This window comes from Collinsella sp. AF14-35, assembly GCF_003464565.1.
Taxonomy (GTDB): domain Bacteria; phylum Actinomycetota; class Coriobacteriia; order Coriobacteriales; family Coriobacteriaceae; genus Collinsella.
On sequence record NZ_QRZD01000038.1, the window covers coordinates 1 to 12,488 of the forward strand.

General features: G+C 59.2%; 8 protein-coding genes. All 8 read right to left on the reverse strand.

Annotated elements, in window-relative coordinates:
* Window positions 1-434: 434 nt before the first annotated feature.
* The 8 genes from DWW12_RS09290 to acpS all read right to left on the reverse strand — a co-directional run bounded on the left by DWW12_RS09290 (window position 435) and on the right by acpS (window position 12,333).
* Window positions 435-2,627, reverse strand: coding sequence for a hypothetical protein (locus tag DWW12_RS09290; protein ID WP_158564437.1), 2,193 nt, complete (start codon window positions 2,625-2,627; stop codon window positions 435-437).
* Between the two features lie 182 nt (window positions 2,628-2,809).
* Complete coding sequence (locus DWW12_RS09295) at window positions 2,810-4,699, reverse strand: carbon starvation protein A (RefSeq protein ID WP_117855792.1); 1,890 nt, start codon at window positions 4,697-4,699, stop codon at window positions 2,810-2,812.
* Window positions 4,700-5,509: 810 nt separating this feature from the next.
* A complete protein-coding gene (gene tsaD, locus DWW12_RS09300; RefSeq protein WP_117855793.1) occupies window positions 5,510-7,894 on the reverse strand; it encodes a tRNA (adenosine(37)-N6)-threonylcarbamoyltransferase complex transferase subunit TsaD in 2,385 nt (794 codons plus the stop codon).
* Window positions 7,881-8,387: a tRNA (adenosine(37)-N6)-threonylcarbamoyltransferase complex ATPase subunit type 1 TsaE gene (gene tsaE / locus DWW12_RS09305; protein WP_089573670.1), complete on the reverse strand. Its 507-nt coding sequence runs from the start codon at window positions 8,385-8,387 to the stop codon at window positions 7,881-7,883. Before tsaE ends, tsaD begins: the two co-directional genes overlap by 14 nt.
* 12 nt (window positions 8,388-8,399) lie before the next feature.
* Window positions 8,400-9,020, reverse strand: coding sequence for a uracil-DNA glycosylase (locus DWW12_RS09310; RefSeq protein WP_117776930.1), 621 nt, complete (start codon window positions 9,018-9,020; stop codon window positions 8,400-8,402).
* An 8-nt stretch (window positions 9,021-9,028) separates the two neighbouring features.
* A complete protein-coding gene (gene alr / locus DWW12_RS09315) occupies window positions 9,029-10,174 on the reverse strand; it encodes an alanine racemase (protein ID WP_117855794.1) in 1,146 nt (381 codons plus the stop codon).
* Between the two features lie 2 nt (window positions 10,175-10,176).
* Complete coding sequence (locus DWW12_RS09320; RefSeq protein WP_117855795.1) at window positions 10,177-11,793, reverse strand: NAD(P)H-hydrate dehydratase; 1,617 nt, start codon at window positions 11,791-11,793, stop codon at window positions 10,177-10,179.
* The gene (gene acpS / locus DWW12_RS09325; protein ID WP_117655164.1) at window positions 11,794-12,333 is read right to left on the reverse strand and encodes a holo-ACP synthase; all 540 of its coding nucleotides are present in this window, start codon (window positions 12,331-12,333) and stop codon (window positions 11,794-11,796) included. It abuts the gene before it with no gap.
* Window positions 12,334-12,488 lie beyond the last annotated feature (155 nt).

Consider the following 12,488-nt stretch of genomic DNA (forward strand, 5'->3'; position numbering starts at 1 on the left):
AGGCGGGGCATTCCCCGCCTCTTACACCACATCTCTGCGCGCTACCATCAAGGTCTTCCTTTAATGAACACTTGAGGAGATACGGCAGCTTATCTGCTCGATCGACACGTCAAATCACCTTAAATGTGGTCAAAATTACTGCTACTAAAAGAGTATCAGTACTCATATTTGATGTTTTTTGGCCACGGCTCTTTATAGACACCCTGCACAGCGACGGTGGTAGATTTCGGAACGTGTCCGTCAGCCCCGTTCCGAAAAGCGAGCCGCATGCAACGGCCAAGCCACGACAGGCCCCGGGAGAGCGGGGACACCGGCTTAGGTTTATCGCGAGTTCCGCACGAACAGGAGGCCACTTAATGTGGCCTCCGTCGTGAGCAGGACTGTAGAGCAGGAAACCTAAGCCGGTGTCCCCGCTCTCCCGGGGCCGGCGGAATTTAGTTGTTAAGCATGCGGTCGAAGCTTCCCGAGTCGCCATCCCGATAGTCGGCGGTCATCAGAATCTCCTGCGGAATGCGCCCGCCCTCGCGCAGCACATTGCGGAACTGCACGCGCGTGACCATGGGCAGATCCTTGATCGTCGCCGCCAAGTTCTGCGGCACGCCCTGGTTGGCAGCCGCGGGCTCGCACTCGCCGCCGGCCTTCACGCGACGCTTATGCTCGGCGAGCATGGCGCGGTACATGCCGGCATGCAGGCGAATCTCAACCACATTGGCATTGCGAGCCTGCTCGACGATGCGCGCGCCCTCGCGGTCGATATCGCCCACGTAGTAGACGTAGTTAAAGCGATAGCCGATCTCAGCCAGATAATCGTCCAGGGCATGCGAGACGCTCGCCTTGCATCCGCCGCCAAAAATCACGCCGCCCACCTTGATGCCAAAGAGCTTGGCGTGCTTGCGGCCACGCAGCAGCCTGACGATCTCGTCGTAGGTGTCCAGGTTCTCGACCATAATGAACGGCTTATCGGCGCCCAGCGTAAAGAAACCCGTAAAGTGCACGGGGCGGTTGGGGGCGACCTTGATCGCCTGCATGCTGATGCCCTTTTCGGTCATGCGCCTTATCAGGCGCTCACCGTGCTTGCCGTCAAAAGCCTTCTCGTCGTTAAAAATCTGGTAGGCACGCTGGCGGCGCGAGGCAACCGGCGTATCGGCACCTCGGTTTTGCTCGATCCAAGCCTGGATGATTGCGATTTCCTCGGCAATCTTGCGGTTGGACATCTCGTTGTGCTGAGTGCGCTGCGGCGCCTTTTTGCCGTCCTTGCCCTCGACCTTAACAATTTGAGTCTGCTGCTCCTTGATCTTAGAGAGCGCCGTAGGCGTAGGGACAACTTTGAGCAGCTGCCTGCCCAAAACGCGGGCAAGGGCAAACGCCGATACCTCGCCGTGGACGGCCGACTCGGGCTGCTGGGTAGCACTATCAGCCGCGGCAGGCTCAGCCTGTGCATGAGGCTTACGCTTGGAATCTGCCCGGGTATTACGTTCCTGCTTGGGCGCAGACGAGCGCTTTTGCGGACGATCGGACTTGGCCTCCTTCGCCGGCTGGCGCTTGACCTGATCCACCGGAGTCTCGGCCTTCTCATCTCCGTTTTGTGTCGCTGTCTTCTCGGCCGCGGCCTCGGCATTTGAGCCACGACCGCCGCGGTGACGACGACGGCGGGGCTTGCCTGAGGCGCTCTCCCCAGCCTGCTTATCAGCGGTCTGTTGAGCTTTGACCTCAGTGTCAGCCGCAGGCTGCGACTCGGAAGGTTGCTGCTCGCGAGCCGCCGGCTCAACGGTTTTCTCGGTTTGTTCGGCCTTCTCGGCCTGAGCGGTCGAAGCCGGCTCGCCCTTCTCCTGACGCCTTACGGGATACGCGCGCCTCGCAAAACCACGCCCGGGACGGCATGAACCCGGAGCCTTCTTGGCAGACTCCTCAACATCGTCTGCAGCCTCGGAAGGCTCTTCAACCTCATGCGCGACATCCTGCTGCGCAGCCTTAAAGTGGGCACCACGGCGACGCTGGGGCTCCTGGGCCTCCACGGGCTTTTGCTCCTTCGCGGGCCTCTGCGACTCGGCAGCAACCTCGTTCTCAACAGCCTCGGCATCCGTCTCACCCTTTTGAGCAACGGCGCGACGGAAGCGCTCCTGCTGGGCGCGGCGCTGCGCATCGCGCTTGCCACCCCCGCCAAAACCGCCGCGTCCTGCCTTGGCCGTAAAGGCACGCACGACGTTCTCATCGAGCAACTCATCGGTATCGACATGCTCACGCGGAGCAGCTTCTTCCACAGCAGGCACGTCAGCGGAATCCTCGACGACAAAATCTTCGACGGACTCGGCAGGCTGCTCCTGGGCATCGCGGATCTCGACATTGATGGTATAGAACGCCGGGCGCCCGTTAATGCCACTGCCCTCGATCTTTGTCACAATCTTTGCCGCGATAAGCTCATCGCGCATCGCCTTGGTGTCGCACTCCTTATCGACGGAGCGGAAAATCTGTGCCAGCGCGCTCGACTTAATCTTGAGTGCTTTGCGACAGAGCAAGTCGTAAGCAACGAGCTTCGCCCGATCGGCAGAAAGCGATGTTTGGCTGCTCAGGCGCTCGGCCAATGCATCGACATTTTGTTGGTTATCGGAATATACCGTCTTGGCCACGGGGCCCCTTTCATATGCACACATATACGTCTATATGGTACAACGCGCGAGCCTATCCACGCAAAACATCTGCGAGGACGCCCTTGCATCACCCGTTCTCGCAAGAAAAAGACCGAGTCCGCATCGTTGCGGACCCGGTCTTTCCGAGTCATATGGATGGAACGGTCACTCCATCAAGTCGACTAGGCCTTGACAGCCTCGGCGTCGGCGGGAGCCTCCGCAGCAGCGGCGCGACCGTACTCAGCCTTGCCCATCTCGGACCACTCGGGCTCCTCGTCGGGCATGGAGCCGGCCTCTTTGCCGAAGAACTCCTTGAGGCAGTTGACGGCAACGATGAGGCCCAGGACCATCAGCAGGACAGCGAAGACGAGCTGCAGGCCCTTAGTGGCAGCGACGGAGACGGCAGCCGTGGTGGCGGTAGCCGGGATGGTGCCAAAGAAACCATAAGCCTGGACGGCGGTCATGCAGCCCATGGCGCTCTGGACCAGCGAGGTGAACGTGCAGCAGAGCAGGAAGGCGACGGGCACGTAGAGCATCCAACCCTTGCGGCCAGTGCACTTGCAGAACACGGCGAGGGTGATCATGGTCATACCGCCAAGCAGCTGGTTGGAGGCACCAAAGAGCGGCCAGATGTTGGCATAGCCGCCAAAGGCGAGGGCGAGGCCGGGAAGCAGGGTGACGACCGTGGCGAACCAGGGGTTGCCGAGGACCTTCATGTAGCCGGCCTTGGACTCGATGGCCAGGGCGTCGTTGGTCTGGGCAAAGAACTCGGAGAACGAGGTGCGGGCGATGCGGGCGACAGCGTCGAGCGAGGTCAGGGCCAGAGCGGAAACGTTCATGGTCATAAAGACGGTAGCGAGCGTGCCGTCAACGCCAAAGGCCTGCATACCGCGGGAGATGCCGGCGGCAAAGATCTGGAACGGGGTGGAAGCGACGCCGGCATTGAGGGCGCCGGTACCGGCGGTGTTCATGTCGGAGAACATGATGCCGGCAACGATGATGGCGAGGATGCCGACGAAGGACTCGACGACCATGGCGCCATAGCCGACCTTGACGGCGTCCTGCTCCTTTTCGACCTGCTTAGAAGAGGTGCCGGAAGAAACGAGGCTGTGGAAACCGGAGAGAGCGCCGCAAGCAACGGAGACAAACAGGACGGGGAACATCATGCCGGAAGCGCTGGAGAAGCCGGTAAAGACCGGGGCGGTCATCGTGGCCTGACCGTTAACACCAAGGACGACGATGCCGAGGACAGCGCAGGCGATCATGACAATCATCATGATCGAGGTGAGGTAGTCACGCGGGGTCTTGAGCATCTGGATGGGCATAGCGCCGGCGAAGACCAGGTAGACCATAACGACGGCGAACCACTGGAACTTATCCAGGTAGACCGGGAACTGCATACCGACGGCGAACATGAGAACCATGAGGACCACGCCGGTGACGAACTCGGTAGCACCGGTGAGGTTGAACTTCTTCTGGGCCCAACCAAAGGCGATAGCGACGAAGGTGAACAGGATGGAGATGGTACCAGCGCAGCCGGCGGCATAGGACTTGGTGAAGTCGATGGCACCGGTAGCAGCACCAGAAGCGTCAACGGCCGGGGTGAACATGAACGTCTTGCAGACCATGTCGGTGAAGGCGGCGATGACGATGATGCAGAACAGCCAGCAGAACAGCAGGAACAGGCGACGGCCGGTCTTGCCGATGTACTTCTCGATGAGCTGAGCGAGCGACTTGCCGTTGTTCTTCATCGAAGCGTACAGGGCACCAAAGTCGTGGACGGCGCCAAAAAAGATGCCGCCGACGAGAACCCAAAGCACAACGGGCAGCCAGCCAAAGGCCATGGCGACGATCGTACCCGTGACAGGGCCGGCACCGCAGATCGAGCTAAACTGGTGCGAAAACGCGGTGAAGGCGGAGACGGGCGAGAAGCTCTTGCCGTCCTTCATGCGCTTGGCCGGCGTGAGGGCCTCTTTGTCAACGCCCCACTTGTTGGCCAGCCATCGGCCATAGCCCAGATAGCCGCAGGCGAGCACCGCCGCGGCCACAACCATGAGCAAAACTCCGTTCATTACATTTCCTCCTCTAAAAAGAACTTCTCAGACATAAAAAATGAGGGCCGTCGGTTGCGCTCGACGACCCTCATCTTCATCAGCCGCCCGTTATCGTACGGGCTAGCTATATGTGCTAACCCGCATCAGATAATTACTACGCTGATAATGTTTAGCTGATGCGTGAACATGTCTAAAAAATCCTCTTCAATCATGATGCGAACGATCCGTGCGTGTTCACATCCCCCAGTGGTTGAAAAAGGAGTATGAAACTTTAGTTACCTAAAGTCAACGCAAATTTGTAATGAATTTTCAACTATTTTTGAATTTCTCGGTATAAAACGCCATTGACCTCGGACTTTACCCAACAAAAGTTTTTGCATGGGAGATACCCCTCGGGAGCCGCGGGAGCCGGGCGGCGCATATGAACTTTCCTGCTCTACAGTCCTGCGCAAGACGGAAAGCACATTAAGTGCTTTCCTTTGCGTGCGGAACTCGCGATAAAGTTCATATGCGCCGCCCGGCTCCCGCGGCTCTCAGGGGCTCCCATCCCAAATGCGGAGCAAAGCTCCGCACACCATCTTTTTCTTTCAGCTAAAGCACGCCGGAAATTCGACGCAGCTGGCTAACCTTGCCGGACGTTGTCGACGCCAAACCAGCTCAGAAGCTATATCGATACAGAAAGGTCCCCGGACGGAGGGGCCGGATATAAGGTTTATCGCGAGTTCCGCACGCAAAGAAGGCCACTTAATGTGGCCTTCGTCTTGCGCAGGACTGTAGAGCAGGAAACCTTATATCCGGCCCCTCCGTCCGGGGACCGCGCCGTACCAGCTACAGCGTCATGTTTGGATCGGCGTCGACGTCGAACGGCGAGATTTCACCTCGGTCGAATTTACGGCGGGCGACCTCCGCGATCATGGCAGCGTTATCGGTGCACGCCGAAAGCGGCGGTACCGTCACGCGGATCCCCTGACGCCCAAGCTTCTTGATCATCATCTCGCGCAGATGCGGATTAGCCGAGACGCCGCCGCCGATGCAGTATTCCTTGCATCCGGTGGCATGCAGGGCGTTTTTGGCCTTCTTGTACTGAACGTCAAAGACGGCTGCCTCAAACGAAGCCGCCAGATCGGGCAGGTGAATCGTGCGCCCGGCCTTGGTCTCCTGCTCGATGTAGAGCGTCACGGCCGTTTTAAGACCCGAAAGCGAGAAACGATAGTCTCCCCTGCTGTTAAGCGCGCGAGGAAAATCGATCGCCTTGGGGTTGCCCGTCTCGGCCAGCTTGGAGATGATGGGGCCACCGGGATAGCCCAGACCCAACGCCTTGGCTACCTTGTCGAAGGCCTCGCCCACAGCATCGTCGAGTGTCTCACCAAGTACCTCGTAGTCGCCCCATGCCTTCACGTGCACGAGCATGGTATGACCGCCCGAGACGAGCGTGAAGATAAACGGCGGCCTGAGATCGGGCTGAGCCAGCAGATTGGCGAACAGATGGCCCTCCAGATGGTTGACGCACACGAGCGGTTTACCGGCGGCATAGGCAAAGCCCTTGGCGAAGGCGACGCCCACTACCAGAGCACCCACCAGGCCCGGACCCTGTGTCACGCCAACAGCGGCGAGTTCGCTCGGCGCGATGGCTCCGCCCTCAAGACCAAGCGATGCTGCGGCATCCTCGAGCGCCGCATCCACGACACTCACAATCACCTCAACGTGTTTGCGCGAGGCGATCTCGGGCACCACGCCGCCAAAGCGGGCGTGAAAATCAATCTGTGTCGACACCTGGTTGGCCAGCATATTGCCATCCGCATCGATAATCGCCACGGCCGTCTCGTCGCAGGAGCTCTCGATAGCGAGCACTAGGCGGCGGCGCTCAATTTCGGCACGCTCCCCCTCGGAGCGCCCAGGCGCAGGCAGCGGCCATACGCGCTGCTCTGCCGCCGTCGGCTCGGGCGAAGCATTGTCGACCGGAAGCACCAGGGGCAGCGGAGCCGTCATGACGATGGCGTCCTTGCCGGCACCATAGTAGCCGCGGCGACGGCCAGCCTCGGTAAAGCCCAGAGCGTTATAAAGCGCGGTCGCTCCCTCGTTACCGTCCTCGACCTCGAGCGAAGCCGTAGTGCAGCCGAGCATCTGGGCATCATAGCTCACGTGCGACAGCAGCTTGCGGGCAATGCCCTCACGGCGATGTGCCGGGTCGACGGCGACATCCAGAATCTGCACATCACCGTCCACGACCATACCGCCGGCAAGGCCCAGCAGCTTGCCGTCGTCGTGTGCCACCCACCAACTACGCGGCGCAGCGACGTCCTCGCCCAGTTCGGACAGGAACATGCCCGGCGTCCACGCCTTGTGTCCGGCACCTTCAAAGCAGGCAGCCTCTAGCGCGCTCGCGCCCTCGGCATCCGCCGCGCCCATGGGACGGAACTGCAGATGACGACCGGCGAGCTCATCGGCAACGCCCGTAATTTCGCTCTGTGCACTCTCAGCAAGACCAAGACGCTTGCGCTCGTTTTCCTCGGCATCCGAAAGGCGCGTGTAAATCGGCAGGACGCGAGCCGGATCGCCGTCACCCGCAGCGTGCGCGAGCAGCAAGCCCTCGCCCGAAGGCCACCACAGGTCGCGCTCCACGCAGTGGACGGTCTCGTCCTCACCCAGCAGCTTGCCATAGCGCACGAGACCGTCACCGGTCAGCTGAACCTGGTCCCAGTCCGCTGCTCGGCGCCACTCATCGAGCGCCACGGCGGCCTTGACCACGTGTTCGCGCTCAAATTGACGCTCGGGGCCCTCATCGACCAGCATATACAGCGCCGGATATACCTCACCGCGCATAGCATCGGCCAAGATACCAAGCTTGCCGCGCACGCCAGCCTTCCACGCCGTCCAAGCGCAAGCATCGAGCGTCGACACGCCCAGTAGCGGAACATTGGCACCACGCGCGAGGCCCTTGGCAGTGGAGATGCCGATGCGCACACCCGTAAACGACCCCGGGCCGCGGCCGACCACGTAGCAACCAACATCGCTGCGATCCAGACCGGCTTGAGCCAGCACGCCATCAACGGTATTCACGAGCTCAACGTTGGCGTGACGGCGACACATGTGGTCGCCACTCACGAGCTTCGTCTCGCCCGTCTGCCCATCAATCCATCTTGCCGCGCAGGCAAGCATGTCGGTCGAGGTATCGAGCGCCACCACCAGCGCGTTGTCGTTATGCAAGCTCATCTTGTACAGCCTTATCAATCAAATGGGAAAGCTCCATTGCGCGGTCACCGTGCGCCTCGAGCGTTATCGTTCGCACGTCGCTGTCGCCCTCATCACGCCTGAGCGTCACCGAAAGATACTCATCCGTCAGCTCGTCCTGGAATTGTTCGCCCCATTCCAGCAGGCAAGCACCCTCATAGCCCAGCACATCGAAAATGCCCGTATCCTCGAGCTCGTAGGCATGCTCCAGGCGGTATAGATCAAAGTGAAACAGCGGAATACGACCTTGATCGTGAACGGCCATGAGCGCGAACGTAGGGCTCGTAACCATATGCCCATCGCCCAGCCCGCGCGAGACGCCCTTGGTAAAGTGAGTTTTGCCCACTCCCAGGCCACCGGTCAGGATGAGCACATCGCCGTCCTCAAGGCACGGTGCAATTAGCTCGCCAAAGTACTCCGTATCGGCAGCGCAAGTCGTTTTGTAAGTACCTACCCCCAGGCGCTCCAGGGACATATATGCTCCTTATTATTCCGAGGCGTCCTCTGGTGCGGGATGTCGCTCCAGATAGTCGCCCAGCATCTTAAAGTCTTCCTCCAGCAGCTCCTGCCACGCCGGATTGCGCAGCGCTGCTGCCGGATGGAACGTGGGCATTACCACAAAATGCCCCATCTGGTGGAACCTGCCGCGCAGCTTAGTAATGCCGATCTCGGTCTTAAGCACAAAGTGCGTCGCGGGGTTGCCGAGCGTCACGATGATATCGGGCCAGATGCTTCGAATCTGCTCACGCAAAAACGGCGAGCAAGCCAGCACTTCCTCGGGACGCGGATTGCGGTTTCCCGGCGGGCGGCACTTAAGCACGTTGGCAATGTAGACGTCTTCGCGTTTGAGCCCCGCCAGCGACAAAATGCCGTTGAGGTCCTCGCCTGCCGCCCCCACAAAGGGCTCGCCCTGCAAATCCTCATTACGGCCCGGCGCCTCGCCAATAAACATCACGCGAGCGCGGGGGTTTCCCACGCCAAACACGATGTTGTGGCGCGACTGGTAAAGCTGGCAAAGGTGACAATCGCCCAGAACGGCCTCGATCTCCTCGAGTGCGACCTCACGCGGCGCCTGATGGCTATGGCCGGGAATGTGCATGACGCCCATAGCGACTCCTACACGTAGACCTTGTCGAGACGCATACCAAAGCCGCAAGCGACCTCGTAGTTAATCGTGCCGCGTAGGCGCGCCATCTCGTCCATGGTAATCTCGGCATCTCCATCGCAGCCGACAATGATCATCTCGTCACCATACTCGGCCTCGGGAATCTCATGCGCCGGGTTGGACTGAATGGCGACCATAAACTGATCCATGCAGATATTGCCAACCTGATGCACGCGCTCGCCGCGATACAGCACATCCATACGATTGGAAAGCGTACGCGATAGGCCGTCGGCATAACCGATCGGCAGCGTGCAGATCTGAACGCGCGTACGCGGTACGCGGTAGGTAAAACCGTAGCCCACGCCCTCGCCCATCGCAGGGTGTGCCACGCGCGTCACGCGCGCATGGACGCTCATAACGGGATCAAGCTGCATCACGCGACCACTCAGCTCACATGGCTGCAGACCATACAAACCGATGCCGGCACGAATCATGTCAAAGTGCATTGAAGAATCGAGCATCGAGGACGGCGTGTTGGCGCAGTGCACGATACCGCACTCAAAGCCCGCATCCTTAATGGCCTGAACGGCCTCAGTAAAGCGCTGACGCTGCAGTTTGTAGTCCCAGCCCGAAGGTTCATCGGCCGTGGCGAAGTGCGTAAATACGCCGTCGCACTGAATACCGCGATGGAAATTAATACCGCGGACAAAGTCGAGCACCTGCGTGTAATGTACGCCAATGCGGTTCATGCCCGTCTCGATGGCGAGATGATACTTGCCCACCTTGCCCGCCGCGACGGCACATTCGCCATACGCAAGAGCAAAGTCAGACGTATAGACCGAGGGCATGATATCAAACTCGAGCAACGTCGGAATGGCCTCGATAGGCGGCTCGCTTAGGATGAGGATGGGTTTCGTAATCCCGCCCTGTCGGAGCTCAACGCCCTCGTTAACCGTCGCCACGGCAAACATGTCGGCACCGGCCGAATACATGATCTTGGCGCACTCAACAGCTCCATGACCATAAGCATCGGCCTTGACCACGCAGCACAGGCGCTGACGCGGATTCAACAAGTTCTTATAGGCCCTCGTGTTGCGACGGAGCGCCCCGCGGTCGATCTCGACCCAGGACCAGCGCGTCAAATCGGCTTTATTCATGATTAGTCATCCGACCCTTCGTCCATGATTCCCAGATCTTCGAGCGCATCCTTTGCCGCCAGCTCCATGGCAGGACCGATCAAGTCGATAAGATCGGTTGCGATAACGCTCTTCTCACCATACTCCGTCGCCGCGGCAAAACCGGCGTAGCTGTGAAGTGCGACGGCGTACGAATACAGCAACTCCCAACGATCCATCTCGTCGCGCATGGTGGCAAGCGTGCCGGCCAAAATACCCGCGAGAACATCACCCGAACCGGCAGTTGCCAGAGAAGCCGGACCCGAGAGCGGCAGCAGCACACGCTCAACGCCACAGATAGCCGTCGTCGGCCCCTTGGCAATGACCACCAGATTGTCGGAGCCTGCAGCCCAGACAACCTTCTGCGCGGCCGCAATCGCGGTACCAAGGTCGTTCACCTCGTCACCGGCAACCAGGCGCGAAAGCTCACGATAGTGCGGCGTCATAACCAACGGCTGCTCGCGGCGATACATCTCGGGGTTACTATCAATACCGTCAATGGCAATCTTAGCAAGGCAGTTGAGTGCATCGGCGTCCAAAATTAGCGGTACATCAAGCTCGAGCAAGCCCGAAACCACCTGCATAGCGCCGGCAGACGTCGTCATACCGGGACCGCACAGCACGCAGCTGTACTTCTTTGCGATCTCGCACACCGTCATGCGCGCAGCGGCGCCAAAGGAGCCGCGGGAATCAGACGGAATAGCAAAGACCGGAATCGAAGGAAGTGCCATGCGAATGAGATTGGCGCAGGCGTTAGGAGCCGCGACTGCCACGTAACCAGCACCCGCGCGAGCTGCAGACTTGGCCGCCATAATGGCAGCACCAGGATATTGCGCAGATCCGGCGACAATAAGCACGGAGCCACGGGAATACTTATCGATATTCGATGGTAGCGGAGCAAAGTAATCAACTAAGTCACCGGGCTCGACAATCTCGGCGGCGTGGTCGACATCATCGATGACCTCGTCAAGACGGTCGTAAAGATTGCCGCAGATCAAATCGCCAGCATACTCAGGACCATCAGCGCTATACAGACCAATCTTGGGCGCAATCATCGTCACCGTGCGCTCGGCACGAATGCAGTCGTCATCAACAACGCCCGTCTCTGCATTCAGGCCCGAGGGGACATCAATGGATACGACACAATCGGCGCATTCATTGACCGTAGGAATCCAAATGGAGAACGGCGCACGCAGATTCCCGTGGAAACCGGTACCAAAAATGGCATCGACAACAACATCGGCCTTATCGATCAAAACCTCGAGTTCATCACGCGAGGGGCCGACGCAAACGTGCACATCGCGGCCGGCAGTACGACGAGCAACATGACGTGCCAGAGCAGCAGGAATCTCATCCGGTTCAACCGGAGAAACGATATCCACGTCCACACCCTTATGGCTCAGGATATCGGCGGCAACCCAACCGTCGCCGCCATTATTACCAAAACCGACCAAAACGAGAACCCGATCGGGATTGAGCTTCAAGACCTCGTTAGCGGCAAACTCACCCGCTAGCTCCATAAGCTCGGCCTTCGAAGTCCCTTCGCGTTCGATGATATCCTCGAGACGAACGACTTCTTCGGTACTCAAAACCGGTTTCATCTATGCTCCTAGCGTATCTTGCGAAGCATCGCCCAGGTGCTCCGTCAATGCTGAATTCTGCAGCTGCTCGAGCTCATCTAATACAGAGCGAGCCTCTTTAAATGTCTGCGCAACGCGTTTCTTGGTGCTCACCTTTTCATCTTTTGGCTTAGGCCGAGCATCTTCGGTAATCGCGATGGCATTCGCAACGGCCAAGTCTCCCGTAAGCGTAATGGAAAGAGCGACCTCAACAACGCCCAGTTCTTGAGCGATCTCGAGAGCACGGCCCGAAAGCAGCGCCTTCGGTTTGCCGAGTTTATCACGCGTTACCGAAACATCCTTGCGACCCACGCCTTGACTAAAACCCGTGCCGAGAGCTTTAAGCACCGCCTCGCGCGAAGCAAAGCGGCTCGCATAGTGAGCAGCGGGACGCGATGATGCATCGCAATACGCACGCTCTTCTTCGGTAAACACACGCCGAGCAAACGACGGCGTCTTTTCAAGAATTGATTTCATGCGGGAAATCTCGACGATATCAACGCCGATACCAGCTTCAGCCATGTTCACCTCCATATCGCACAGACTAAGTTATTGTAGCCCGTTCGCAGAAGATGCGACAAACGAGGGTTATAAAACACAGCTACTATGTGAGACAAATTGCCCGAGATACAAAAAAGGGGGAGGCCGCGAGGCCTCCCCCTTCTTCAAGTCATCCG

Excerpts from the sequence above, each read along its gene's own strand:
- DWW12_RS09295 (WP_117855792.1), bottom strand. The coding sequence starts at position 4,699 with ATGAACGGAGTTTTGCTCATGGTTGTGGCCGCGGCGGTGCTCGCCTGC.
- tsaD (WP_117855793.1), bottom strand. The coding sequence starts at position 7,894 with ATGAGCTTGCATAACGACAACGCGCTGGTGGTGGCGCTCGATACCTCG.
- tsaE (WP_089573670.1), bottom strand. The coding sequence starts at position 8,387 with ATGTCCCTGGAGCGCCTGGGGGTAGGTACTTACAAAACGACTTGCGCT.
- DWW12_RS09310 (WP_117776930.1), bottom strand. The coding sequence starts at position 9,020 with ATGGGCGTCATGCACATTCCCGGCCATAGCCATCAGGCGCCGCGTGAG.
- alr (WP_117855794.1), bottom strand. The coding sequence starts at position 10,174 with ATGAATAAAGCCGATTTGACGCGCTGGTCCTGGGTCGAGATCGACCGC.
- DWW12_RS09320 (WP_117855795.1), bottom strand. The coding sequence starts at position 11,793 with ATGAAACCGGTTTTGAGTACCGAAGAAGTCGTTCGTCTCGAGGATATC.
- acpS (WP_117655164.1), bottom strand. The coding sequence starts at position 12,333 with ATGGCTGAAGCTGGTATCGGCGTTGATATCGTCGAGATTTCCCGCATG.